Source organism: Paraburkholderia caffeinilytica (assembly GCF_003368325.1).
Taxonomy (GTDB): domain Bacteria; phylum Pseudomonadota; class Gammaproteobacteria; order Burkholderiales; family Burkholderiaceae; genus Paraburkholderia; species Paraburkholderia caffeinilytica.
On sequence record NZ_CP031466.1, the window covers coordinates 2,321,229 to 2,345,585 of the forward strand.

The following is a 24,357-nucleotide window of genomic DNA, read 5'->3' on the forward strand; positions in this document are numbered from 1 at the left end:
ATGCTGCGCTGAATGACAATTCGGATGGCTAATCGATAGCGGCGTGAATATCTCGCTCTGTCATGCCATCGGCTTGCCTGCCTTTTCCCAAGGCAGCTTTTAACTGAAGCTCGATCATCGCGTCTTTTCGCGTGAGAAGGACAACACCATGACTGCCCCCAGCGCCGACCTGCTCAGCGAAGTACGCGCCTTCCGCGCGGCGTATCCCGAGGTGAGTTATGTCGACCTCATTTGCCTGGATCTCCCCGGGCACTTCTACGGCAAGCGATACCCTGTGGACATGCTCGAGAAAGTCGCTGCCGGCGGCCTCCTGAAACTGCCGCAGAATTGCATCTTGCTCGGTGCGCAGGGCGGCGTGTTCCCGATCGGCGACTATTGCTTCAACGACGGCGATCCGGATGCGCAGCGCCGCCTGATCGCCGGCACCCTCAAGCCCGTGCGATGGGAAAGCCAGCCATTGGGACAGATGCTGATCAGCTCGGACGGCACCGAGGCGCCCATCGAGTTCGAGCCGCGCGAGGTATTGGCGCGCGTGCTGAAACGCTTCGAGCGGCGCGGCATCCGCCCGGTTGTCGCCTTCGAACTGGAGTTTTACCTGTTCGACGCCAGGCTGGCCGACGGTCTTCCGCAGTTCCCACGCGACCCGTTCTGCAACGACAGGGACGACCAGTCCAACATGCACATCGAGCGACTGTCGCGTTTCTCCAGTGTGCTCAACGAGATGGTCGACGCGACGCGCGAGCAGGGCGTGGACGCTACCGTGATCACCGCCGAGCTAGGGCCCGGACAGTTCGAAATCAACTTTGGCCACAACGAGGACAGCCTGCGCGCCGCCGACTGGGCCGCCCTGTTCTGCCGCAGCACGCGCGGCGTGGCGATGAAACACGGCTACCGCGCCAGTTTCATGAGCAAGCCGTACCTGCACGCGCCGGGCAGCGGCATGCATGTGCATGTGAGCCTCTACGATGAGGCCGGCAACAACCTGCTGGCCGTCGACGGCCAGCGCCCGCTGCGCCATGCGGTGGCCGGCTGCCTCGCCTTGCTGCCGCATTGCATGCCCGTCTTCGCCGCCAACCACAATGCGTTTCGCCGCTATGGCTGGAAGACGAATGCGGCCAGCCGCGCCAGCTGGGGTTTCGAAGACCGCGACGCCTGCATTCGCATTCCCGAATCGGACGACCGCAACTTGCGCATCGAACACCGTCTGGCGGGCGCCGACGCCAACCCATACCTGGTGCTGGCCGCGATTCTCGCCGGCATGGAACACGGGTTGGATGCTGCGCGCGAGCCGATCGCGCCGCTCAACGAAGATCGCGGGAGCGGCGTCGACTTCCCGCAAGACATGCTCACGGCCGTCGCCGCGATGCAGGACCATCCGGCGGTGCGCAAAGGCATGGGCGAAGAGTTCGTGATGGTCTACTGCGAGAACAAACGCCAGGACCATCTGGATTTCATGAATGAGGTGAGTGCGCGGGAATACCGCTGGTTTCTTTGAACCTCTCGAATCTCGACGGCGCTGATGACGATGATCTCCGCCACCGATCCGGCGATCGACGCAGCGTGCCCGGTTGAGATACGCGGTGACAGCACTACGGCAGCTTCCGGGATGCAACGGTCATGCGCGCGCCCACGTCGAGCGGGAAAGCGTATGGGCACACGCTACGTATTGGCCACCAGCAGCTCTTCAGCATTGTTTGGCGGACGCAGATCGTCTGTCCTGCCCTTGAAGTAGCGCTCGGTGAGATCGGCCGCCGAGACGTGTCGTGCTTCTCTGAAGCCTGCTTCGCGGGCCAGCGCCAGAATGTCCGGCGGGGTGAAGAAGCTGAGGAACGGTGTCCCGCTCGCTCGTGCGCCCTTCTCCGCCATCTCGAGCCCAGGGCGCACCTCGGGGTCCGCCATCTCAAGCGGGAGCAGGAACGTCATGGCGAGCATCGATCCTGGCGCGAGGGCCGCGACTTCGCGCAGCGTGGCCGCGTTCGCCTCCCTGGTGAGATACATGCTGACGCCGGTGGAGACCACGATTGCCGGCTTGCTGTCATCGAAGCCGGCGCTCACGAGCGCGTCCCGCCAGCTGCCTCCCGCCTCGAAATCGACCGGCACGAGGCGCAGCCAGTCCGGAACGCCGAAGCCGAGTTCGATCAGACGCTGTCGCTTCCATGCCTGAGGACCCGGCTGGTCGACCTCGAATACCTTGAGATGGGATGCGATCTCCGGCCGCCGCTGGGCGAAGCTGTCGAGGCCGGCGCCGAGGATGACATATTGATCGAGTCCGCGCCCGGCCTGTTCCACGACGAGGTCCTCGATGAAGCGAGCACGCGCCACGATTGAAGCGCGAAAGGGTCGCGTGAATTGCGGGTCCATGTCCCCGCGACTGCGCCACCCCGCGTCCGGGGCCAGCAGCGTAAGGCCGATTTCGTCTTCCAGCACATGCGGCGGCGGGTCGGACTGAACATGCAGAGCGCGCCACAAAGCGACTCGCGCCGCGGTGCTGTCGGGCGCTATATCTTGCTTGTCGGTCATGACTTTCGATCCTCTTGTAGACGAATGTTGCTGACGATAACCCACCTCGCTTCTATGAGGGCAAGAGAACTTTTTTCATCGACGGTGCAGGATGGAACACGTATTTCTGTCGTTCATAGAAGGGAACGGCATCCGGCCGCGCGTCGAGAAACACCGCAGTCATATCGCGAGCACGCGCGTCGGCTTCCGCATAGTCGATCAAGGCGCGACCCGCACCGCTGCCTCGCGTCGCCGCGTCGACGACGAGATCGTCGATGTGCAGGTGCGCCCCGCGCGCCAACGTGTGGACCGGCCGCATCCCCATCACGCCAACAAGCTTGCCGCCTTGAAACGCGCCGACAAGCTCATAGCCGGAATGCGATTGCAGCCTCACTCGCCTGAGAAATTCCTCTTCATCAAGCGACCGCAATTGGGCGATGACAGGAAAGGCTTGCGCCCATTCCCTTGGAGAAAGCCTTCGGATGTCCAGACTGTTGATGTGATTCTCGACCATTGCGGCGTTCCGTCCTCGTTGCAAGAATCCCGATTCTTGCACAGAGCGGCCGCCAACACGTGTTCAACCTCGCGCGCCGTGACGGCGCTTCGGACATTTGCCCTGTTTGAGCACGAACGGACCCATGTCGTCCGACAGACCCGCACGGCCGGGCGCCGTCGCGTCTGGCGCCTCATGCCGCCTTATTTCGCATCGCGCACCCAGTTGCCTCCATGCGCCGCGGCCTGCGCAGCGGGCGAGGTCGCAAGATAGGCGAGCGCCTGCTCGGTCGAGCCTTCGTGATGCGGCGTATAGCGCGGATTGAAGTAGCGTAGCGCTGCCGCGATCATCTTCCAGAACGACGGCAGGCAACCGCGCCGCGCCCCGGCGCGCCAGGCGAGGATAAAACCCCGGTACGTACCAGCGTCGGGATCGCGCCGATGCATGAAGCGCGCGCCGTGCGTGAGAAAGTACAGTAGAAGAATGACCGTCGACAGCATGTGGAAACAGCGTTCGAAGTACGTGCCGCCCATATGCCGGAAGATGTCGAAGGCTACCGTGCGATGCTCCACTTCCTCGGCGCCGTGCCAGCGCAACAGGTCGAGCATGGTTGGGTCGGCATGGGCGGCATCGAGGCCGTTGGCATTGAGCACCCAATTGCCGAGGTAACCGAAAAAGTGCTCCAGCGCGGCAATGACGCCCAGCTGCTGGCGCAACCAGAAACGCGTCTTGCCGATCTTCAGTCCAAGCGGCTGCTCGCCGAGCAGCTTGCCGAACAGCCAGTCGAGCTTCTTTGTAAACGGCTGCGTATCGATGCCGTGAGCCTTGTAGTAATGCGTGAGCACGCCGCCATGCGAGCGCGAATGCACCGCTTCCTGCCTGAGAAACCCCTCGGCGTCGTCGCGCAGCGCCGGGTCGGTGATTAGCGGCAATGCCTTGTTGTAGACGCGGCAGAACCAGAGTTCGCCGGCGGGGAACAGCAGGTTCAGCACATTGATGATGTGCGTGCTCGACGGGTCGCCGGGAATCCATTGGACCGGCGTTTGACGCCAGTCGAATTTCACATGGCGCGCCCTGATCTTGTGTTGAGCGTGTTCCTGGGTCATGACGATCTCCGGCGTCCTTTGGATGAAATCAGCGTGGCACCATGCCGATGCGGGCGATCAGGCGGCTGAGCCCAGGCATGTAGCGCGAGATGAACCGCATCGAATGCGCCTCGATGCCGATGGCGACGACAGGCCGGTTGCGCAGTACCGCACGAAGCGCGGCTTGCGCGACCGTCTCGGGTTGCAGGCCGCGCAACTGATAGAGCTTCGTGGCTTTCTGGCGCATGCGGTCCTGATCCTGAGGGCTGGCGCCGACATACTGGGTCGAGGCCATGATCCCGGTCTCGGCGAAACCCGGGCAGAGTGCGCTGACGCCGATGCCGTGACCCGCGAGTTCTCCGCGCATACACTCGCTCAGCATCAGCACGGCCGCCTTGGTGGTCGCATAGGCCGGCAGGTCGCGCGATGGCGCGAAGGCCGCGGCCGACGCGGTGTTGATGATGTGACCGCCATTGCCGCGCTTCACCATCTGCCAGGCGAACAGGCGCGAGCCGTGAATTACACCCCACAGGTTGACGTGAAGAATGCGTTCCCAGTCTTGTGCCGAGGTGTCGAGCACGCCGCCTGCCATGCCGATGCCGGCGTTGTTGACCACGATGTCGGCACCGCCGAGGTCAGTCCCGACCCAGTCCGCCAGCGTTTCCATCTGTTCGGCGCTGCCGACATCGGCCTGGCGCGCGTACGCCTCGCAGCCTGACAACCTGGCCAGGGTAGCCGTGCGCTCCGCGCTCGCAGTATCGATGTCGACCGCGACCACGGAGGCGCCGTGCTTCGCGAACTCCAGTGCGATGCATCGACCGATGCCGCTGCCCGCGCCGGTCACGACCGCGAGCTTGCCGCTGAGCGGTTTGCGGGCTGTGTCCATACGGGCGCGTCGAAGCGTCTCCGGTTCGGCGCCGCCTTCGGTGTGATCGACGAACTCACGCACCATCCGGGCCATCTGTTCGGGATGCGTGACCGGCAGCCAGTGCCGTGCGGTCAGTTCGCGGCGCCAGTACTTCGGCACCCATCGCGAGAGATCTTCGGACAACGCCGGGCTGACGTATTTGTCCAGCGTCGGCACGATCGCCTGGACCGGCGCGTGCGCATAGCGCTTGCGCGGCGTGAACAGGCAGCGGATGAAGTTGGCGCGATACAGCGAGACGCCGCGCACGCCGTCCCGCGTTTGCGTCGGGCGCGGCGCGATCTGCGTCTTTTCCACACGACGGAGTACTCGCGGCCACGCGCGGCCGAGCCACACGCGCCAGGTCAAGCTTGGCAGCACCGGCAAATGGAACAGCAGCACATACCAGGAACGCACCAGCTGCCCCATCAGCTTGCCGATCGACCGCGGCGTGGGACGCAGCAAGCGTGCTCGCATCCAGTAAGCGACGTGGTCGAGGCAAGGGCCCGAGCACGACGTGTACGAGGCAATGCGCCCGCGCAAGCGTTCTTCGGTGACGAACTCCCAGCCCTGGATCGAGCCCCAGTCGTGCGCGACCAGATGGACGGCGCGATGGGGGCTCACGGCGTCGATGACGGCGATGAAGTCGTCGGTGAGTTTTCCCAGACGATAGGCTGCCGTCCCCTTAGGCGCAGTGGATTGCCCCGCCCCGCGAACATCGTAGGCGACCACATGGAAATCGTGTGCCAGCAACGCAGCCAGCGCGTCCCAGACTGCGCTGTTGTCGGGATAGCCATGCACCAGCACCACGGTAGGCCGGGCAGGATCTCCCCATGCCTTCGCGGCGAGCGTCACGTCGCCCGAGCGCACCGTGAAATCGGTGCGGTGCATGGCGGGGGGCGCTTCGTATAGCGCGGGGGATACGGGTTCGGTGAGCAGTTGCATATGCGCCTCCGTCATGCCGCGACCAACGCCCGACCGCGCTGCGCCCAGCGGCGCACATGCGGCAGGTCGTCGTCGAGCCAGTAGGCGTCGTCATCGGTGATGACCAGCAACTCTTCGAATTTGGCGCCCACCCCCTGAAAGCCGAGATGCGGCTCGACGGCCCACAGGCCGGGCGTCGGCGCATGCTCGGAGCGGCGATCGATCGACCACAACGGCGACCAGCCCTCCTTCCTGCCCGCGCTAACCTGGTCGAGGACGAGGTTGCGCGTGGCGTTCAGGCCGAAACGCGCCACGAAACGCGGCTTGGCGGGCCGGTTCAGCTTCGCGACACGATGCGCAAGCACTTTGAACGGATAGGCCTTGTGGCGCGGCTCGACGCCCTGTTTTCTGCACAACAGGTCGACCGCGCGCGCCACGTCGGCAAGCGTGCGGCGCTGCTTCACCATGCTGACGATCAACTCGCGATGTTCGGCCAGGTCGTCTTTCAACTGTTCGAGCGTGGGATTCGTACCGATGCAGGTGGCGTAGCCGACGTCGGCGATCACGCCGTTCAGCACCGGCGCCACGTCGAGAATGACCGGCATGTTTTCTTCCAGCCGACGCGAACCCGGGAAGAAAGCCAGGTTGAAACCGGCCATGTGCGACAGCCCGGAAAAACCTTCAAAAGCGGTACGGTCGCCAAACCAGGCGAAGGGTTTGTGCAGCCAGTCGCGCACGCCGTGATCCTGCAGCCATTCGGTCAACAGCCGGGCGGCGTCTTTTTCCGTCATGCCCGGCTGGAGCAACGCACCGACGCTTTCGACGCATCGATAGGCCAGTTGCTGGACCTCGCGGAATTGCGCCAGTTCGTCCACGTCGACGTGTGGAATGGACTTGTCACCCATACATGCCTCCCGAATATGCTGTCCGACGGGCGTACGGCCGCCGTCACGATGACATTTTTTATTGTTACATTAAACAATGTAACAATTGGATCGTACACCACCCGTGGCGCTCGTCCACTGGTTGTTTTCCCTGGGAGGTTGGGTTGGACTGGCGATGCGCGGCGATGTCTGGCGATGTCTATCTGCCGGGGCCGGTCTCTTCGATGCAACTCAGCACAAGCCGGCTGCCCGGCCCTGCTTCAGCGCCGAGTGTGGCGGTGTGGAATTCGGTATCGGTGCACAGCCAGTCGACACGAAAGTCTCCGGAGCCCTTGACGTCGTTGCTGCAGCCTTTGGATGGCGCGCTCGTGAGCGGCCTATGCAAGATGTACGTACAGGTCTGAAGTCCGTCGCATTGACGCGCGACGTCGTGGGTCGCGTCGGCTCGCGGCGTTTCGCAATTCGCGCCGTAGGTGCCTGAGGTGATCCTGATCGCCCGCGTTTCAGTTTGCGTTTGCGTTTGCCCCTGCGCGCCCGAGCTTGCCGCCACGGCGAGAATGCCCGCTAATGCCCAGACACAGCGAAAGGCGCCGGCGAGAAGGGACGATTCATGTCGCCGGTGCGCAATTATCCTGGCCATCTTCGCTGACTAGCCGCGACAGGACGTTGGCGACCACCCGGTCGCAGTGGGCACCGCCGAATTCGAATACGTCGCGCTCGGCGAGATCGATCTCCTGTGCCAATGATTCGCGCAGCAGACTCCTTGCGCGAAAATGCCGGCTGCGCACCGTCGCTTCCGGAATGTCGAGACACTGCGCGGTCTCCTCGACACTCAGTTCCTCGACCGAACGCAGCACGAACACGACACGAAAGACTTCCGGCAGTTCATCCAGTTTACGCTCGAGCAAGGTTCTCAGCTCGGCACGCGCTACCGCCTTGTCAGGGGAATCGGAATCTCGCGCGGTCATGGCATCGATATCGACATGAGTGTTCACGTCCACCATCGGAATCACGTTCTGACGGCGTGCTTCCCGGCGTAAGCGTCCATAGCATTCGTTGAGTACCAGGCGGGACAGCCAGGTGAGCAGCGTGGCATCGCCACGAAACCGTCCGATCGAACGATAAGCAGACAGATATGCCGCCTGCAACGCGTCTTCCGCTTCCGCTCCGTCACGCAACGTGGCGCGCGCCAGACGATACAACCGCCGATTGTGCCGGCGCATCAGCAATTCGAACGCCAATCGATCTCCCGCGACGATGCGTCGAACGGCCTCGCGTTCGTCGTCCGCGGCAAACGTCGAATGTGCTTCAGCAATGTCCGTCATGACTGCCTCACCGGTCGCCCTCACTCATTGCACGTTCCTCATTGCACGATCAGTGTGCCACGCATCGTGGTGTGGAGGGTGCACAGATACGGATAGCTGCCGGTCTGGCGTGTCACGTAACTCCACGATGCATTGGGCTGAATTTCGTGTGAATCGAACGCTGTCGGCGTTGCAGTCGCCGTGTGGGGAAACAGATCCTTGTTCACCCACGTCACACGATCTCCGCGGTGCACCGTGAGCACCGGCGGATTGAAGCGCATCTGCTCGATGACGATCACGTACGTCCCGGCCGCAGCCTCGGAAACGCCGGCCAGCGACGGCGCCATGATCGCAACGACTGCGCAGACAAGGACAGAACCGCCGGTACGCCGCGTGCCCCGGCGCTGTCCAACCGCGCAACGAGTCCGGTCATCCACCGCTCTTGCCCAGCTCTGCCTGCAGATGCTTCGCGTGCTCGAGATGCGCGACAAAGGCCGGACGCACCTTGACGAGAAGCGCCTTCAGTTCGGCATTCTGCGCACTCGGAATCAATGTCTTGTCCAGCGCATCGAGAACGCTCTCGTGATAGGTCACCTCATGGTCGATATACGCCCGGTCGAACTCCGCGCCCTTGCGTGTCTTCAGATTGGCGAGGTTCGCATCGCCGCCCTGTTTGAGACTCTGGCTCGTCGGATTGTCTTCCGGAGTGACGGCCAGTTTGTGCACGAGGTCGGAGGCGGCCTTGTTGACGCCGCTGTGATCGGTAACCATGCGTTGCGCGAACGCTTTGACATCCTTCGACTTTGTTTTGGATTCCGCGAGCTTGCCGGCGTCGATATCCACCTGATTGGCTGTCACGACGATAGCTGCGATCTGAGGATCGGTTGGACCGGCGCTCTGCGCCCAGCACGGAAGGCTGGTCAGCGCGAGTGCGCTGGTGAGGATGCCGAACAGTGCTGCACTGGTTATTTTCATGTCGCGCCTCCTGAATGACGATGGCAAGTCCGAGTCGGTCCGCATGCGATCCACCGCCGATTCGAACCTGAATATGGGATTGGATGTCACGTGTGCGAACCGCGTTCCCGTTCCGTTCCCGGGGTCCGGCCTGCGATGCGCGTTTCTTCGATGCGGTTGCGAGGCAGCCATGACGAGCGCGTCATGGCTTCGCAACGTGGGGACGATACTGTCTAAGGAATGGGTGCTGGATCAGCGGGAAAGGCAGGAAAGACAGGAGAGGCGTGCCCCCGAAAGGGCACTGACAAAGCGTATATCTGTTGCGGCAGCGGGCCGGCCAGTGACCCGCCAGTGACTTGAGCCGGTGACTTGAGCCGGTGACTTGAGCCGGTGACTCAAGGAACCGGAGGAAAGTGCCGCTTGCCAGGCTGAACCCGCAAGCGCCGGAAGCGTTCCCTCTTGTGCTCTTCGTCGAAATGGGCAAGCGACGGCTTGACCAGATCGCTGCGCGACACGATGCCGATCAGTTGCAAGGTTTCGGCGTCCGCGACCACGGGCAATCGTTCGAGACCATGCACCGCCAGCCGCGTTGCAACAAGCCGGCAGGTTTCGCTGGGCAGCGCAAACGCGGGAGAGCGGTGACGCAAGACGTCGGAGAGGCGCGAATCGAGCGCATCCGCTGCCTCGTCATCGCGAATTTTTTCCAGTACCGCGCGATCGACGACGCCCGCCAGCACGCCTTGACGCACGACCGGATAAGCACGATGTTTCTGCGCCGTGCCGAAGTACGTTGCCAGCGCTTCGCCCACGGACATATCGCCATCGATTGTCTCGACGGTACGCGACATCACCTCGTCGACATGGTGGCGTTCAAGCGGATCGACGCCGTATTCCCGGTAAATGTGATACCCGCGCCGGGCAATTTTCTCCGTCATGATGGAGCGCTTCATAACGACCGTCGCAAACCCGTGCGCGATCAGTGTCGCGGCGAGCAGCGGTAGCAATGCGTTGCTGTCGTGCGTGAGGCCAAACGCGAACACGATCGCGGTCAACGGCGCACCCAGCGTGGCGCCAAGCGTGGCCGCCATGCAGACGAGCGGCCACAGTGCCGGTTCGCCGCCCGGCAGCACGTGGCCGAGCACGACGCCGAGCCCCGCGCCCAGCATGAGCAACGGCGCAAGCACGCCGCCCGAGGTGCCCGAACCCAGCGCCACGACCCAGATGAGCGCCTTCACGATCAGGATCGCCAGCGCGATCTGGATTGCAATGTGTTGGTGCAACAGGTCGCCGATCACGTCGTACCCGACACCCAGCGCGCGGGGTTCGAGAAAGCCGCCAATGCCGACCACGAGACCACCGAGCGCGGGCCACCACATCCAATGGATGGGCAGCTTGCCGAACAGGTCCTCGGTCTTGTACAGCGCCGCCGACAGGCCAGACGCGAGCGCGCCGGACAGCAGGCCCGCGATAATGCAGGACACCAGCGACAGCGCGCCGGGAGGCGCAGTTTCAAGCGGAAACAGCGGCCCCGTGCCGAAGAATGCCGCACGCGCAAACCCCGCGACCGCGCACGCAAGCGCGACCGGCAAAAAACTGCGCGGACGCCATTCGAACAACAGTAGTTCGACCGCCAGCAGCACGGCCGCCACCGGCGTGCCGAAGACCGCCGTCATGCCCGCCGCCGCGCCGGCAACCAGCAGCGTCTTGCGTTCCGCGGACGTGACCTTCACGCACTGCGCGATCAGCGACCCCAGCGCGCCGCCTGTCATGATGATCGGGCCTTCCGCGCCGAACGGCCCGCCGCTGCCGATCACGATACCGGACGACAAAGGCTTGAGAATGGCCACTTTCGGCGACATGCGGCTCTTGCCGAACAGGATGGCTTCGATCGCTTCGGGAATGCCATGCCCTCGAATCTTTTCCGAACCGTAGCGGGCCATGAACCCGACGATGAGGCCACCGGTCACGGGGATGATCACCACCCAGATACCCAGCGTATTGAGGGCCGGCGAGCGGTCCGCAAACGAAAACGTCTGGAAGAAAAACAGATTGGTGAACAGATGAATCAGACTCAGCAGCACGAACGCCGCGAGCGTGCTGAGGGCGCCGATCCCGGCGGCGAGTGCGGAAATGCCGGGAAGCCGCGCGTTGGTGGAAAAATCGCGCTTATGGGTATCGAGACTCATGATGACTCAAACATCGATCTGGGGAACATTGAACGTGCCTTTGAGCGACTTCAGTTCGGCACGGTGCATCTCGGCAAGGCGGGCAAGCACCTGCTCGCCCGCTTTCAACAAATGAACCTCCACCTGGCGGCGGTCCGTTTCACTGACTTTTCTGCGGACCAGATCGAGCGCCTCACAGCGGGACACGAGCGCGACCACACCGTGATGCTGCGCCTGAAGCCGTTCCGCCAGCTCGCCGACGGTCGCCCAGTCGCGTTCCGGATAGCCCTTGATATGCAGGAGCAACAGATATTGCAACGGTGTGATGCCTTCACCCTGCGCGGCCTGCTCGGAAAAACGCTCGAAGCGCCGCATCTGGTAGCGAAACTCGGACAGTTGCTCGAAGTTCGCCTTGGTCAGGCCGCGGGTGAGTGTTTTCATCGGAGTGCCGTGGAGAAATAGGTGAAGCGCGGATTATATCACGTCGTGATATTTATAAGCGCATTCGTCCGTCCGTGTCCGTGATCGTGCTATGCCGCGTGCCGCTGTCTGGCGTAAGCCTGGCGATAGAGTCCCGCGATGAGGTCCGCCTGCGTGATCATGCCGGCAAGCCGCTGATTCGAGTCCAGAACCGGGATGTGGTGGTGTCCGTAATTCGCGAACACCGGCACCAGTTCGACGATCGGCGTCGTCGCGTCGACCGTGTGAACGTCGACGTTCATCAACGCACCGACAAGCGGCGCCGGGGTGATGCTGCGCCGGAACCAGCGTTGCACCGGGGACGACAAACCGGCCCCTTTGCTGAACGCCCGTTTGTCGACGAGGTCGGCGCGGGTCACGATGCCGATCACGTGCTGCTTTTCGTCAGTGACCGGGATTGCCTTGATATGGCGCTGTTTCAGCAGACTCCACGCGGCCGAAGCCCGCGTGTTTGCCGACACGGCGACCAGCGAGCGCGACATGATATCCGCGCAGGTCAGTTCATTGAACGTGCGGGTGTAGGCCTGCAACTGAACGTCGCGCAACAGGGATTCCAGATCGTCCGTGTCGATATCGAGCAATTCCCCGCGCCGGTTCAGCACCGCCTCGAGATCCGCGCGCGTGAAACCTTCGCTGGACGCCGCCGAGCTCGCCGCGCCTTTGACCGGGCTCTGGGCGACGTGCGGGTAGCGATGCCCGGTAGCCGCGTGGTAGGCGATGGCGGCGCACAGCAGCGCCACTGACTGGATCGCAATAGGCTCGGCCACGAAGCGGTAGCCCAGCGCGTGCACGGCCGGACCGCCAAGAACCGCGGTCAGCGCAACCGCGCCCGACGGAGGGTGAACGCAGCGCAGCGCGAACATCGCGCAGATCGCCAGCGCCACGGCCAAAGCGGCGGCGCCGACCGGATCGACGATCCAGCTTGCACAGGCAACACCGATCGTGGCGGAAACGAGATTGCCGCCGATGATGGACCACGGTTGCGCAAGCGGACTGGCCGGCACCGCGAACAGCAGCACGGCCGAAGCGCCCATGGGCGCAACGAGGAGCGGAATGTTGGCCGCCGGTCCGAGAAGGACGTGCATGCTCCCGCCGGTGAACGCGATTCCAAGCAATGCGCCCAGGCACGATCTGAAACGTTCCGGCCACCGGACAGCAATGGGATGCGGGGCGAAGCTGGAAAGCCAGCGGATGAGGGCGTAACGGGACAAGGTTCGACCAGGAAAATGAGGGGGCGGGATCACACGGAACGAGGCCACACCTTACGGCGAAATCCTCGCGAAACGAAAGAACGCATCGTCATGATTATATTTCATTGTGATATAAAAGTGCGCTCGGGCCCGCCACAGCCCGGTAAAACCGGGCGGGCCAAGGGTTTAGCCTGGTCCTGCGCATGGCTCGGATTGACTCTGCCGGCGATATTCGCAATTTGAATAGCTCACTCTGTGATATAAAATTGAAAGAGGCCTTCTCGTGACGGGTTCTGAAACAGGAGCAGTCCGGATAAAACTACAAGGATGATTTGTCTGGATTGCATGCGTCCATGGGGATACCGTGCTTCGCTCCGACGCGCAAAGCCAGTCATCGTGAAGGCCCCGGCCGCCATTACAGAATGACGATCACCGGCTCCCCGGGTCGCATTGCGTCACAACGCGAAAGACACGTTGTCTCAGTCCACGGGGATGAGCTCGAATGGCTTTCCGGTGCGATGGCGCAATACAGATCGAAGCAAGGAGCCATCATGCTGATCACGTTTCAATCGCCCGCCACGCCCGATGTCGTGATGCTCAGGGATCTCGCCCAGTATCTGCTGGGTCTCGTGGGCAAGCGTCTCGATTCGCGCGGGGTCATTCTCCACGATGAACTGCCTCGCGCAATCAGTCGTCTCGAAGCGGCGATTTCCGACGATGAAAAGGCGGAGATTGCGCTCGAATCACTGCAGTATTCCCGCGAACGCCGTCAGGAATCCAGCAGTGGACTTTCGCAGCGGGCCTGGCCATTTCTCGACATGATGCGCGAGGCCAGCAAACATAATGCCGACATCATCTGGGGGCTGTAGACGCCCTCTTGCAGCGCGGTTCGATCATGTCGGCCCGAGGTCGAGGTCATGCGAAGACCGGGGAACCTCGCGGGACCGGCGCCGCCGGCAGTGTCAAGGTCCGTGACGCGTGCGGTTCCACCAGTGCCTGCCGCTTGCATGCCGGAGAACGCGTTCACGAGGATTGCGCATGGCATCCTGCGCGACGACGAAAAGAATCACCAGCGCCAGCACTGCGCCCGCCACGACAACCTGCACCAGAAGATCCATCATCATCTTCGCCTCCGTCATGGTTGTGCGATCGATTGCGCGATCGCATCCGCTCCGATTCGAATTCCCGCAAGACCGTCAGGCCGCCACCTTGAACAGGACGCCGCAAGATACGCGGTCGAGCAGCAATGCGTGGTTTTCTCCCGTCCACCAGCGTGCAAGGAAACTGTGTGGGTGGTGTCCAATGACGATCAGATCGACCTTCAATGAATCCGCCAGCCGGGAAATCTGGTCAATCGCGTTTCCGACCGAATAGTGTCCCGTTGCCGTCACACCCCATGCCCGCAGCGAGTCGATACCCTCACGCAATGTCTCTTGCGCCGCCTGCTCATCGATTTCGAATTTCATCGACGACAGAACGTCGAACCCGCTTGACCAATAGGTGCAGTCGAAAATCGACAGCAGATGGGTTTCAGCTTGCAGCTGCTGCGCGAGGGCCGCGCCGTAACGCAGCGCGAGCTGTCCCTCCGGTGTGGCGTCGTAGCAGAGAAGGATCCTGTTGAACGGGGCCATGGTGGATTCCTTTGTCAACTTTCACGGTGTCGTCCAATCGAGCGATCGGATAGGTCCGCCACGACATTGTTCAGGTGAACATCGGCACGGCCTCGATCGGCACGAAACCTGGTAACGCGCCCATTTCAGCTCCCCAGCAGTTGGGGAAGCATTTCGAATTCTGATTTGAGCTTTCGATTCGATTATATATCACACCGTGATATATATGATCGTCTCACGTGGCGATGCGGGAGACCTGTGCGCTGAGAACCGGCCGGATCGGCGCAGCAGGAAAACGCGTCCGCCGGCGATTGCGTCGCGACGGGTCCGGGACCAGCCGAGGTCATCCTGATATCCAAGGCAGGTGAGGCCGCTATTGCGCATGCCCAACCATGCGGATTGAGCGCGATGTACGAAGCAAAATCATCCTGTTAAAGTGGTGACGTTATCCATGTATACGTTCTACCAGGTGGCGCATGGCCCACGCGAACGACAGCGCGAGCGACAATCGGCTCGGCAATTATCTGAAGAACCGGCGGACCAGGCTCGATCCCGCGTCCTTCGGCATTTCCGGTGGACGGCGGCGAACGGCGGGACTGCGCCGGGAAGAGGTAGCGCAGCGCGCCAATATCAGCGCGGCCTGGTACACGTGGCTGGAACAGGGACGCGGCGGCAATCCGTCAGCGGACGTGCTGGACCGCATCGCGAAGGCGCTGATGCTGACCGAAGTCGAGCGCGAACACGTATTCCTGCTCGGCCTTGGCCATCCGCCCGAAGTCCGCTATCGCGGCAGCGACGCGATCACGCCGCGACTGCAGCGCCTGCTCGATGCGCTGCCCTATAGTCCGGCAATCGTCAGGACTGCGACGTGGGACGTGGTTGCCTGGAACCGCGCGGCCGCGGCGGTGCTCACCGACTACGGCGCCCTGCCACCCGAACGGCGCAACGTCCTGCGCATGATCTTCTGCGATCCCCGCGTTCGTGCCGCGCAGTTCGATTGGGCCAGCGTGGCCCGCTTCGTGGTGAGCGCCTTCCGGATCGACGCCGCGCGCGCAGGCGCCGACACCGAGGTGGCGCCGCTCGTCGACGAACTGTGCCGCTCAAGCCCCGAATTCGCCGCCATGTGGCAGGACAATGAAGTGCGGACCCACGGCGATGGAGTCAAGCACCTGCGCCACCCCGTGCTGGGGCCGATCTCGCTGGAATACTCATCGTTCGCCGTCGACGGGCGGCCGGATCTTCAGATGATCGTCTACAACCCGGCGACACCTGTCGATCAGGGGCGGATCAGGTCTCTGATCGAGGAAACGCAGGCAATCGCTACGAAGTGAGCCCGGAACGTGCTCCTGGCGCCAGGCCTGGAACCAGCGGGACTCGCGTCAGCCACGACAGCAATGCGCGCGGCTTCATGAATTCGTTGCGCGGTCGTCCTGTCGCCGGCACCCCCTACCCTTCTCTGCTGCTTGCGCTACGGCGTACAAAAATCACTGAACCGGCACATATCCAAACGCGTGTTTCCAACACGCGCCTCAATTGATCGGACTCCATAGAGTTTCAATGACGCCTTTCGTCTGAACTATTTGCGCGACGCGAAGTGCAGCAACGAGGTTACGTTCGACGTGACGGGAACACGTAACACCGCGGACGTAACACGCGCCACACGACGCCGTCACTGCGTTCCGCACCCCACCCGATCCACCTTGCCCAGCAAGACCCTCTTCGCCGCGCGCCACTCAATTTCGGCGCTGCCCGTGCGCGAAACATGCAGCGCTCCGTCACCGGTGCATTGGCTCGGAACTTGCGGCGACCCATTGCCCGAGCAAGCCACATCCAGGCATGGCGCTACAGCGCCGGCTCCAGAATTAAACGAAAGGCGACGCGCACAAACGCGATCCCGGGCTAGAAAAGCAAGCGTTTCTGCAAGACCGATCAGCGGTTTTCCGGGGGCACTGATTACACCTTTGACCAATCAGGACGCGATTTCATCGCGAAAGGACTAATCATGGCTCCCTTCAAACACACTCTTGTTGCATCGGCGAGCGCACTCCTATGGTGGTCGCTGGCCACTTCGGCTCAGGCTGGAGATGTCACGTCCACTCCGCCTGCCTCGTTTACGCAAGGCAGCGGATGGACGACCGGGCAACCGGGATCCGGATTCTCGTGGACAGGAAGCGGTGCCACAGCCGGCGGATGGGCCGGCAGTGGCGCGGGTGCTAGTGGTACCGGCGGCTCAGCCTGGGGCGGCGTTTCGGTTTCCGGCTCGGACGGTGGGTACGGCGGCGGCTCTGGAGACGGTGGCCATGGTGGCTCAGGTGGTGGCTACGGTGGCGGTTCCGGAGACGGAGGCCACGGCGGCTCCGGCGGCTCCGGGGGCTCAGGCGGCGGCTCCGGAAACGGCGGTCACGGCGGCTCCAGCGGTTCCACCGGCGTTGGCTCCAGCAGCGGCAGCCAAACCACCAGCGGCCTCCTTGATCCGATCGTGAACCTGGTCGTCAGCGTCGGCGCAATCAGCGTACCGATTGTGCCGATCACGCTGGGCAACAACAGTGGTAGCGGCAACGGCAACGGCGTGGCCAACGGCGCAACCGGTGGTTCACACGGCGTGACAGGCGGATCGAGCGGCCATAGCACGGGCGGCCTGCTGGCGCCTGTGACCGCGTTGCTCGGCGGACTGTCCGTGGCCTCGGTGAGCGGCGGCTCGCAAGGCAGCAGCGGCCCCCTCGCACCGGTTACCACCTTGCTCGGCGGACTAACCGGAGGTCTGGGAGGCGGCACCTCGCACGGATCGTCGACGAACTCCGCGTCTAGTCCGGTTGCACCACTGACCAGCCTTGTCGGCACCCTGACCGGCGCCCTCGGCGGCGCAAGCGGTGGCTCGTCTCCGCTCGCCCCGCTGACGAACCTGCTCGGCGGCCTCACAGGCGGGCTCGGCGATGGCAGTACGCCGTCCACACCCAAGCATTAGTCCGCCACGCGAGGTGCCCGGGGGCACCTCGCACGCGGCCTCGTGGGTGCAAGAGAAAGAACCGCTGGACCTGACTCGCATCACAGCTTCACACCGTCAGGCCCGGCGCATGTACGCGAGGCGCCCTCCTGGAATCGTTACAATGCCCGCATGAATTCCCCCCCAACTGAATCGAATGCGAGACATGCTGACCTCCTATTACTGGAGTGACGACGCCATCCGCAGTCGAAGCGTGAGCGGCATCGTGCTATCCGGCACGGTCGACGTCCCTGTGCCCCCTGCGCGTCTGCTTGCGGATTGGGACCGGGAGATATCGTCGCATCTGCTCCTGGAACCCGGAGACGTCGAGCCGATGCCTTTGCCGCGAGCGCGGGCGCGCTGGCCCGACTACACACGCTGCGTGCAGGCCGTGTCCGATTGGACGCGCGCGCTTGGACTGCCCGAGGTGCTCGCCGCCAGCGACGTAGCCCTCATGGCCTGCCGCGGCGCGAGGTACCACCACGACGGTGCGCAATATGGCGATGCGGCCTTCTGCAATCTCTTCATGAGCGAGGACAGGGGCCTGGACTTGCATTTCCCCGCTTTGGGCCGGCGCATTCCTCTAACCCGGGGAACGGTTGTGATATTCGATACTGGCCAGCCTCATGGCGTCATTCAGCGCGGCAGCAGTGGTTTCAATGCAGCCGACTTCGCGCCGGAGCAGGATTGCATCCAGATATTCCTGACCTGGGAGCTCCCCATCGAAAATGCCCATGTTGGGCACGCGCTTAAGGTCGCCTTCGACGTTGCCCCTTCGACGTCGTCGCAACCGGATACGGAGCAAGTCCAGTTGAACGGTGAACCGGTCAATGTGTGCCCGGATTCCGGTCGTTGGCGCCGGGCTGACTAGCCGCCGGGATCGCATCGCGGTCTTGCTCTGACAGACGCGAGGATTACCGGCCGGCGTCGCCGGGCGCCTGTATGATGGCGGGCTTGCGCTGGACCGAAAGCCCGTGCGGGCGGTCCGCGCATATCGCGCAGCGCCCGCTGCCGCTACGCAGCGCGAACGCCTCCATTCACGATGACCCAAAGGAAGACCGCCATGACGGCCACAACGCAATTCGATCAGGTTTCCGTTATCAAACGCGCCAACGTCTACTTCGACGGCAAGTGTGTCTCGCACACCGTTCTCTTCGCGGACGGCACGCGCAAGACGCTCGGCGTGATCCTTCCCGGCGCGCTCAACTTCGGCACCGACGCGCCGGAGCTCATGGAAGTGCAAGCCGGCCAATGCCGCATCCGCCTCGAAGGCAGCGACGAATGGAAGACGTATGGCGCGGGCGAGTCGTTCTCGGTGCCCGGCAAGAGCCGCTTCGATATCGACGTGATCGAAACGCTCGACTACATCTGCAGCTACCTGTAAAGACGAACGGGTGCCGGGTTACCTCTCCGGCACCCTCACGCACTCTTCCATCAACATCCGCGCAATCCGGTTCGCTGGCAAGATTGCCGTGCTGACGGATAATCCTCGACTCGCATCCGACAATTTTTAAGCAGGGCATCCGTTCTATCCGGCATACGGGAGCATTGCCCTTTTATTTCGGAATACTTCAGAAGCCGCGATCTTCATCTGCGCAAGTTCGGACTGAACGCGAGTCACGACCGTTACTGACGAACGCTCACTGCCGGCTTCCACGAAAGACCGCTTCGGGCCAGTTTATGCGTATCGCATCGGACTCTATCCGGCCACCTTCGGATAGTCGCGAGCCCGGCTGATCACGATGCCACCGCTCAAATGCCGCTGGGCATTCGCACATCTATCAGCTTTCACGCCTGGAGCAGCGTCAAATGCCGCAGTGCGAACTGATCATCTTTCAATTTCATGAGCATCTGGTCGCTCAATCTGCTAGTCTTTGAACCGCATCGGCTGTCTGCAGCATCCTCTCGATTTGGTTCTTTTGAAGTCCATAAGGAGGCAAGCGCATGTCAATCGAAGACAACCCCTCGTCGCCCAACAAACGCAGGCAATTTCTCCGCGGCGTAGCCACGGTAAGTATGGCTACAGGGGCAGGCAGTCTGATCGGCGACGCGTTCGCCCAAGCCACGCATGGCACGCCACCCAGTGGCATCGGCCCAAAGCCGCCAACGGAGGCAACGCGTCAGGTCAACGAGGCCTATGCCAGGTTTCTCGCTTTCGACGACACCGTCGACTTTCAGGACGCCAGCCGCGGGCTTGTCGCTACCCTGCCGGGTAGCGGCGCCATTCCAGGCACTCACGGCGGTGCGGCGTGGGATTTGGGGCAGTTCGCGTTCGTCGCTGGCGGCCCTGAAAACAACTCGCCGGCTTCCGTGAATCCGAGCCTTTGGCGCAACGCAAAACTCAACATGAATCACGGGTTGTTCGAAGTCGTGGACGGTATATGGCAGGTCCGAGGCTACGACCTCTCCGTGATGACTATCATTCGAGGCGATACTGGCTGGATCGTGATCGATCCGTTGACCACCGCCGACGTATCTAGCGTAGTCTGGAAACAGCTCGTCGTTCCGCATCTCGGTGACAAACCGATCACGAACGTCATCTATACGCACAGCCACGCTGATCACTACGGTGGCATTCGGGGCATCGTCGACGAAGCCGATCTGAAAGCCGGCAAGGTAAATATATATGCTCCTGCGGGATTTACGGAAGCCGCGGTCGGGGAGAACGTCATCGCGGGCAATGCGATGGGGCGTCGGGCAAGTTACATGTACGGCATGTTGCTGCCGCGGAGCACGGTCGGCATCGTCGACGGCGGACTGGGCAAGACTTCGTCGAATGGCAATATCACGTTGCTCGTACCCACGCACTTCGCTGAAAAGACCGGCGAGAAGCTAACAATCGATGGCGTGGAAGTTATCGTTCTGATGGCGCCCGAATCCGAAGCGCCGTCGGAATTCATGTTCTTCCTGCCAAAGTTCAAGGCATTCTGTGCTTCGGAAGACGCGACCCATACGCTGCACAACCTGTACACGTTGCGCGGCGCAAAAGTTCGCGATGCCTTGTTGTGGTCGAAGTATCTGCAGGCCGCGATCGATATGTTTGGGCCCGACATGGAGGTGCTATTTGCATCGCACTACTGGCCAACATGGGGCAACGACCGGATACTGCCGTTCCTCGGCGCGCAACGCGATATGTACCGCTACCTTCACGATCAAACGATGCGCCTTGCGAACACCGGGTACACGCCGCTCGAAATCGCCGAGACGCTCCGGCTTCCTGACAGCCTGAGTCGGCGGTGGTACTGCCGTAGCTACTACGGCACGGTCTATCACGACATCGTTGCGCAATACAATTTACGCCTCGGCTTTTTTGATGGAGTGCCCGCGAACCTTCACCGGCTTCCACCGGCCGAGAACGGCAAGCACTATGTCGAATTCATGGGAGGCCCGGCAGCCGTCCTGCACAAGGCTCAGACTTACTACGACAAGGGCGACTACCGTTGGGTGGCCGAGGTCGTGAACCATGTCGTGTTCAGCGATCCGCAAAATACAGCCGCAAAACATATGCTGGCAGACGCGTATGAACAATTGGGCTATCAGTCGGAATCGGCAAGTTGGCGCAACTTCTATCTCACCGGTGCCATGGAGCTTCGTAACGGCGTTCATAAAGTTCCAATTGGCAGCCCACAAAACCCGGACACCATCAGGGCGATGCCGCTTGACCTGTTCCTCGACTATCAAGGGGTCCGCCTGAACGGACAGCGAGCTGCGGGAAAAACCATCGAGTTCAATCTGGTCTTGACTGACACAAACGAAAGCTACGCGATTGGCGTCGAAAATAGCGCGCTGCACTACTCGAAAAGTCGAACGTCGAAATCAGCGGACGCGTCGTTGACCATGACGCGCGCCGATCTGAACGACGTGATGCTGGGCACAACCACCATGCCCAATCTGGTGACGTCCGGCAAAGCGAAGATCGCAGGCAACGCGCAGAAGCTCGGCGAGTTCGTTACCTGGCTCGATAATTTCGACTTCTTCTTCAATATCGTCACGCCGTAAAGAAGCACGGCTTGGGGAGATCGACAATCGTGTGTGCAATCTGCAACTTCAAGATGGAATTCGATATTGGCCATCCTCAAGCTCTGGCAGTGGCCGTTGCCACCCGCGCGGCCATCGAAACCGGCGTATTGAAAGAGGATGTGCTCGACGGGCCACTCGCCAATGCCAAGCGGCGAGTGGCCGCAATCGACGCTCTGAAGGAGTTTCAGGATCAGCTTGAGGCAGCGGTCGAGCCGCGGGAACTGATGAAATTGCCGGATTTCTACGTTCTGCTGGTGGAAAGCGGAACGTGGGGATTCTTTCATGCAACTGAGAGTGGCTTTGACCCAGACGTCGTGCCTGAGCTGCCGAACGTCACTGCAGACAGGCAAGAGGACCGCGATGTCGTGTTGGTAGCGGCAAAGTCATCGTTGCAGACCGTGATAAAGCGAGAAATCTCTGCAGACCGCGCCTTTTCCGACGAACTGTTCGCCCTTGACGCAGGCCGTAACGACAGCGAGATGCTTCGCTCACTGATGAGCCAAACGTATCCCGAAGAGCTGATTCACTAGCGGCCCGATACGCGCAAGAGATGAGCGTACATGTCGCCGCGCCGGTAGAAATCGTTGGCTTCCCATGAAGGAACCTTCTTTCTGAAGGTGAGTTCGGGATAAGGGGCGCGCTCTACACGCGCAAATCCCGCTTCCTGCAGGCGCGCGACGATCTGTTCGTCGCTGAATCGACTCTTACGCTTCGCCCGTCCCGGGTAAGGTAACGAACTTATCGGCTGGCAGTCTTCCGTGAGGGATCGGTCATCGCCTTGTCCAGTTTCTCCAACAGAAATTCAGCGAAGACCGCTACTGCGGGCGGCACCGGTGGGCGGCTCGTGTAGACGAGCTGCAGGCCGAGGTCGGTGCTGGCGCGCCGATAGGTCGGCAGCACGCGTACCAGTTTCCCCTGCGCGATGATTGGCTCAACGATTAACTGCGGCAGCAGCGCAATGCCTAGTCCAGCTATGCAAGCCTGCGCCAGCACTCGCATGTCGTTGACCGCGAACCGGCTGTTGATCGTCAATTCCTGACTGCCGCGCGGACCCTGCAGACGCCACGTGTTGCGCCCCTGGCGATTGGAAATCGTCAGACAGTCGTGTTCGGCCAGTTCACGCAGCGTGCGTGGTGCGGCGCGCCGTTCCAGATAAGCCGGACTCGCCGCGAGGATCATTGCACTCGGCGCCAGCCGACGCACCTTAAGGCCGCTACGGGTCTCGATGCCCATGCGCAAGGCCAGATCGATGCGCTCGGCGATCAGATCGGAAGGCGCATCGTCGAGCAGAAAGTCGATGCTGATGTTTGGATAACGCACGTAGAACTCGACCAACCATTCCATGCGAAAGAATTCGAACAGGCCGGCCATCGCGGTGACGCGAACCGAGCCGGACGGCGCCTGCTCATCTGCATGGCGTCGCTCGATCTCGAGGATCTGATCAAGCGCGGGCGCATAGCGCTCGAACAGCGCCTGACCTTCGGTGCTCGGCGCAAGCTTGCGAGTGGAGCGATGCAACAGGCGTGTGCCGAGTTGCCCTTCGAGTTGATCGATGCGCCGGCTCAGCGTATTTGCCGGCATGCGCAGGCGCCGCGCCGCCTCGGAGAAGCTGCCGGCGCGGACGACCTGGACGAACATCGCCAGATCATTCAGATCGAGCATGACATTCCTCCAAAAATGGATTAATCAAATCCTATTTTACCGTCTAGTGTGAAGCGAATTTAATCCCCATACTTGATGCGTCATGCAGGAGGCGGCCGTGAAAAGTCATTCTCCCGCTCCAAGGTGGCGTTGCATCGCCCTATGCCGCGCACGGTCGTCGGCAATCTGACGATGCACGGCGTGATCAGGCCGCTGACGCTGAATATCGATTCGCTCAAGTGCATGCCGCATCCGATGCTCAAGCGCGAAGTAACAAAATACTTATTGGAGAACAACCATGTCGAGCACCCAGAAGCTCATCGCCGTCGTCGGCGCAACCGGTCAGCAAGGTGGCGCAGTTGTGCGCGCGCTGCAGGCGAGCGGTCAATTCAAAGTGCGCGCGTTGACGCGCAATCCGGACAGGCATCCGGAGCTGGCCGACGAAGTCGCTCTGGCGGATTTCAATCGTCCGGAAACGCTTAAGGCCGCCTTTACCGGAGCACATGGCGCGTTCCTGGTCACCAATTCCTGGGAAGCCCAGGCAGACGAACACAAGCAGGCGCTCGCGGCCGTCAACGCGGCGAAAGACGCCGGCGTGCAGCACGTCATCTGGTCGACGCTTCCCAATGTGGAGACGATCAGCGGCGGCGCGATCAATGTCCCGCATTTCACGGCCAAGGCGAAAGTCGAATCGATCGTCAGCGAAGCCGGATTTGCGTACCACACGTTCGTGATCGCGCCGTTCTATTACCAAAACCTGATCGGCCTGATGGCTCCGCAGAAACAGGCGGACGGCACCGTGGGTTGGGTGCTGCCGCTTGATCCGGAGCGGCGCGTGATCCATATGGGCGACATCACTGAGCTTGGTCGCCTCGTGGCCGGCGCGTTCGCACAGCCGGAACTCGCGGGGAGCGGCGAACATTTGGCGCTGGTCGGCGATTTCCTGAGCTTCAACGAGATCGTCGCCACTCTGAATCAACAAGGAAACACGCTCTCGTTCAAGCAAGTCCCGCGCGAGGTTTTTGCCGGTTGGTTTCCGCACGCCGACGGTATCGCGGCGATGCTCGCCTACTTCGAAGCGCACACGTATCTCGGCTCGGATTCACGCGACGCAATCGCGCTCGCCAACAAGGTCGCCGGCCAGCAGCCGACGACGTTTGCCGCGTGGGCGAAAGCGAACTTCGCGATCCCGGCAGCCACCTGAACGAGGTGATTAAGCCG

24 protein-coding genes and 1 pseudogene are annotated in these 24,357 nt (G+C 62.1%); 10 read left to right on the forward strand and 15 right to left on the reverse strand.

The features are described from left to right. The first annotated feature begins 148 nt into the window (after positions 1-148). Positions 149-1,495, forward strand: a complete 1,347-nt coding sequence (locus tag DSC91_RS10295) for a glutamine synthetase family protein (protein ID WP_115778029.1) — start codon at positions 149-151, stop codon at positions 1,493-1,495. Between the two features lie 164 nt (positions 1,496-1,659). Here the strand turns inward: DSC91_RS10295 and DSC91_RS10300 are convergent, their stop codons facing one another. The 12 genes from DSC91_RS10300 to DSC91_RS10355 all read right to left on the reverse strand — a co-directional run bounded on the left by DSC91_RS10300 (position 1,660) and on the right by DSC91_RS10355 (position 12,903). Continuing rightward, positions 1,660-2,520, reverse strand: coding sequence for a class I SAM-dependent methyltransferase (locus DSC91_RS10300; RefSeq protein WP_115778030.1), 861 nt, complete (start codon positions 2,518-2,520; stop codon positions 1,660-1,662). A gap of 52 nt (positions 2,521-2,572) precedes the next feature. Beyond that, a complete protein-coding gene (locus DSC91_RS10305; protein WP_115778031.1) occupies positions 2,573-3,013 on the reverse strand; it encodes a GNAT family N-acetyltransferase in 441 nt (146 codons plus the stop codon). Positions 3,014-3,195: 182 nt separating this feature from the next. After that, positions 3,196-4,098: a metal-dependent hydrolase gene (locus DSC91_RS10310; protein ID WP_115778032.1), complete on the reverse strand. Its 903-nt coding sequence runs from the start codon at positions 4,096-4,098 to the stop codon at positions 3,196-3,198. Between the two features lie 28 nt (positions 4,099-4,126). Beyond that, on the reverse strand, positions 4,127-5,926 hold the full coding sequence (locus DSC91_RS10315) for an SDR family oxidoreductase (RefSeq protein WP_115778033.1): 1,800 nt from the start codon (positions 5,924-5,926) through the stop codon (positions 4,127-4,129). Between the two features lie 11 nt (positions 5,927-5,937). Next, positions 5,938-6,810, reverse strand: coding sequence for a M24 family metallopeptidase (locus tag DSC91_RS10320; protein WP_115778034.1), 873 nt, complete (start codon positions 6,808-6,810; stop codon positions 5,938-5,940). 178 nt (positions 6,811-6,988) lie between these two features. Next, positions 6,989-7,339: a hypothetical protein gene (locus DSC91_RS10325; RefSeq protein WP_115778035.1), complete on the reverse strand. Its 351-nt coding sequence runs from the start codon at positions 7,337-7,339 to the stop codon at positions 6,989-6,991. Between the two features lie 58 nt (positions 7,340-7,397). After that, positions 7,398-8,114: an RNA polymerase sigma factor gene (locus DSC91_RS10330; RefSeq protein ID WP_115778036.1), complete on the reverse strand. Its 717-nt coding sequence runs from the start codon at positions 8,112-8,114 to the stop codon at positions 7,398-7,400. Between the two features lie 38 nt (positions 8,115-8,152). After that, complete coding sequence (locus DSC91_RS10335; protein ID WP_115778037.1) at positions 8,153-8,440, reverse strand: cupredoxin domain-containing protein; 288 nt, start codon at positions 8,438-8,440, stop codon at positions 8,153-8,155. An 82-nt stretch (positions 8,441-8,522) separates the two neighbouring features. Further along, a complete protein-coding gene (locus tag DSC91_RS10340; protein WP_115778038.1) occupies positions 8,523-9,068 on the reverse strand; it encodes a DUF4142 domain-containing protein in 546 nt (181 codons plus the stop codon). A 374-nt stretch (positions 9,069-9,442) separates the two neighbouring features. Beyond that, positions 9,443-11,233: a chloride channel protein gene (locus DSC91_RS10345; protein WP_115778039.1), complete on the reverse strand. Its 1,791-nt coding sequence runs from the start codon at positions 11,231-11,233 to the stop codon at positions 9,443-9,445. A gap of 6 nt (positions 11,234-11,239) precedes the next feature. Continuing rightward, positions 11,240-11,653 carry a MarR family winged helix-turn-helix transcriptional regulator gene (locus DSC91_RS10350; RefSeq protein WP_097393114.1) on the reverse strand — a complete coding sequence of 138 codons (414 nt, stop codon included), beginning with the start codon at positions 11,651-11,653 and terminating at the stop codon, positions 11,240-11,242. Between the two features lie 89 nt (positions 11,654-11,742). Further along, positions 11,743-12,903 (reverse strand): HPP family protein, encoded by a 1,161-nt coding sequence (locus DSC91_RS10355; protein ID WP_115778040.1) that lies wholly within the window; start codon positions 12,901-12,903, stop codon positions 11,743-11,745. Between the two features lie 530 nt (positions 12,904-13,433). Between DSC91_RS10355 and DSC91_RS10360 the strand changes: the two genes are divergently transcribed. Continuing rightward, positions 13,434-13,751 carry a DUF1840 domain-containing protein gene (locus DSC91_RS10360; RefSeq protein ID WP_115778041.1) on the forward strand — a complete coding sequence of 106 codons (318 nt, stop codon included), beginning with the start codon at positions 13,434-13,436 and terminating at the stop codon, positions 13,749-13,751. A 93-nt stretch (positions 13,752-13,844) separates the two neighbouring features. On the opposite strand, the gene DSC91_RS37410 is transcribed toward DSC91_RS10360, so the two are convergent. After that, positions 13,845-14,006, reverse strand: a complete 162-nt coding sequence (locus DSC91_RS37410) for a hypothetical protein (protein ID WP_162831359.1) — start codon at positions 14,004-14,006, stop codon at positions 13,845-13,847. Positions 14,007-14,078: 72 nt separating this feature from the next. Then, entirely contained in the window at positions 14,079-14,513 is a 435-nt protein-coding gene (locus DSC91_RS10365; protein WP_115778042.1) for a universal stress protein, read from the reverse strand. A 455-nt stretch (positions 14,514-14,968) separates the two neighbouring features. On the opposite strand from DSC91_RS10365, the gene DSC91_RS10370 reads away from it, so the two are divergent. The 6 genes from DSC91_RS10370 (at position 14,969) to DSC91_RS10400 (ending at position 22,025) form a co-directional block, all read left to right on the forward strand. Next, entirely contained in the window at positions 14,969-15,823 is an 855-nt protein-coding gene (locus DSC91_RS10370; protein WP_115778043.1) for a helix-turn-helix transcriptional regulator, read from the forward strand. Positions 15,824-16,971: 1,148 nt separating this feature from the next. After that, the gene (locus DSC91_RS10380; protein ID WP_115778045.1) at positions 16,972-17,457 is read left to right on the forward strand and encodes a hypothetical protein; all 486 of its coding nucleotides are present in this window, start codon (positions 16,972-16,974) and stop codon (positions 17,455-17,457) included. 175 nt (positions 17,458-17,632) lie between these two features. Further along, positions 17,633-18,346 carry a hypothetical protein gene (locus tag DSC91_RS10385; RefSeq protein WP_115778046.1) on the forward strand — a complete coding sequence of 238 codons (714 nt, stop codon included), beginning with the start codon at positions 17,633-17,635 and terminating at the stop codon, positions 18,344-18,346. A 192-nt stretch (positions 18,347-18,538) separates the two neighbouring features. Further along, positions 18,539-18,859, forward strand: coding sequence for a pyrimidine/purine nucleoside phosphorylase (ppnP, locus tag DSC91_RS10390; RefSeq protein ID WP_115778047.1), 321 nt, complete (start codon positions 18,539-18,541; stop codon positions 18,857-18,859). Positions 18,860-19,419: 560 nt separating this feature from the next. After that, positions 19,420-21,474, forward strand: coding sequence for an alkyl/aryl-sulfatase (locus DSC91_RS10395; RefSeq protein ID WP_115778048.1), 2,055 nt, complete (start codon positions 19,420-19,422; stop codon positions 21,472-21,474). Between the two features lie 53 nt (positions 21,475-21,527). Continuing rightward, complete coding sequence (locus tag DSC91_RS10400; protein WP_115778049.1) at positions 21,528-22,025, forward strand: hypothetical protein; 498 nt, start codon at positions 21,528-21,530, stop codon at positions 22,023-22,025. A gap of 208 nt (positions 22,026-22,233) precedes the next feature. On the opposite strand, the gene DSC91_RS10405 is transcribed toward DSC91_RS10400, so the two are convergent. Continuing rightward, positions 22,234-23,157: a LysR family transcriptional regulator gene (locus tag DSC91_RS10405; protein ID WP_115778050.1), complete on the reverse strand. Its 924-nt coding sequence runs from the start codon at positions 23,155-23,157 to the stop codon at positions 22,234-22,236. A 144-nt stretch (positions 23,158-23,301) separates the two neighbouring features. Between DSC91_RS10405 and DSC91_RS10410 the strand changes: the two are divergent. Next, a pseudogene (locus DSC91_RS10410) lies at positions 23,302-23,409 on the forward strand (YceI family protein); the annotation flags it as partial. A gap of 25 nt (positions 23,410-23,434) precedes the next feature. Beyond that, a complete protein-coding gene (locus DSC91_RS10415) occupies positions 23,435-24,340 on the forward strand; it encodes an NmrA/HSCARG family protein (RefSeq protein ID WP_115778051.1) in 906 nt (301 codons plus the stop codon). Positions 24,341-24,357 lie beyond the last annotated feature (17 nt).

Bases quoted from the DNA above. Each gene is read 5' to 3' on its own strand.
- DSC91_RS10295 (WP_115778029.1), top strand. From the start codon at position 149: ATGACTGCCCCCAGCGCCGACCTGCTCAGCGAAGTACGCGCCTTCCGC.
- DSC91_RS10300 (WP_115778030.1), bottom strand. From the start codon at position 2,520: ATGACCGACAAGCAAGATATAGCGCCCGACAGCACCGCGGCGCGAGTC.
- DSC91_RS10305 (WP_115778031.1), bottom strand. From the start codon at position 3,013: ATGGTCGAGAATCACATCAACAGTCTGGACATCCGAAGGCTTTCTCCA.
- DSC91_RS10310 (WP_115778032.1), bottom strand. From the start codon at position 4,098: ATGACCCAGGAACACGCTCAACACAAGATCAGGGCGCGCCATGTGAAA.
- DSC91_RS10315 (WP_115778033.1), bottom strand. From the start codon at position 5,926: ATGCAACTGCTCACCGAACCCGTATCCCCCGCGCTATACGAAGCGCCC.
- DSC91_RS10320 (WP_115778034.1), bottom strand. From the start codon at position 6,810: ATGGGTGACAAGTCCATTCCACACGTCGACGTGGACGAACTGGCGCAA.
- DSC91_RS10330 (WP_115778036.1), bottom strand. From the start codon at position 8,114: ATGACGGACATTGCTGAAGCACATTCGACGTTTGCCGCGGACGACGAA.
- DSC91_RS10335 (WP_115778037.1), bottom strand. From the start codon at position 8,440: ATGGCGCCGTCGCTGGCCGGCGTTTCCGAGGCTGCGGCCGGGACGTAC.
- DSC91_RS10340 (WP_115778038.1), bottom strand. From the start codon at position 9,068: ATGAAAATAACCAGTGCAGCACTGTTCGGCATCCTCACCAGCGCACTC.
- DSC91_RS10345 (WP_115778039.1), bottom strand. From the start codon at position 11,233: ATGAGTCTCGATACCCATAAGCGCGATTTTTCCACCAACGCGCGGCTT.
- DSC91_RS10350 (WP_097393114.1), bottom strand. From the start codon at position 11,653: ATGAAAACACTCACCCGCGGCCTGACCAAGGCGAACTTCGAGCAACTG.
- DSC91_RS10360 (WP_115778041.1), top strand. From the start codon at position 13,434: ATGCTGATCACGTTTCAATCGCCCGCCACGCCCGATGTCGTGATGCTC.
- DSC91_RS37410 (WP_162831359.1), bottom strand. From the start codon at position 14,006: ATGATGATGGATCTTCTGGTGCAGGTTGTCGTGGCGGGCGCAGTGCTG.
- DSC91_RS10365 (WP_115778042.1), bottom strand. From the start codon at position 14,513: ATGGCCCCGTTCAACAGGATCCTTCTCTGCTACGACGCCACACCGGAG.
- DSC91_RS10370 (WP_115778043.1), top strand. From the start codon at position 14,969: ATGGCCCACGCGAACGACAGCGCGAGCGACAATCGGCTCGGCAATTAT.
- DSC91_RS10385 (WP_115778046.1), top strand. From the start codon at position 17,633: ATGCGAGACATGCTGACCTCCTATTACTGGAGTGACGACGCCATCCGC.
- ppnP (WP_115778047.1), top strand. From the start codon at position 18,539: ATGACGGCCACAACGCAATTCGATCAGGTTTCCGTTATCAAACGCGCC.
- DSC91_RS10395 (WP_115778048.1), top strand. From the start codon at position 19,420: ATGTCAATCGAAGACAACCCCTCGTCGCCCAACAAACGCAGGCAATTT.
- DSC91_RS10400 (WP_115778049.1), top strand. From the start codon at position 21,528: ATGGAATTCGATATTGGCCATCCTCAAGCTCTGGCAGTGGCCGTTGCC.
- DSC91_RS10405 (WP_115778050.1), bottom strand. From the start codon at position 23,157: ATGCTCGATCTGAATGATCTGGCGATGTTCGTCCAGGTCGTCCGCGCC.
- DSC91_RS10415 (WP_115778051.1), top strand. From the start codon at position 23,435: ATGTCGAGCACCCAGAAGCTCATCGCCGTCGTCGGCGCAACCGGTCAG.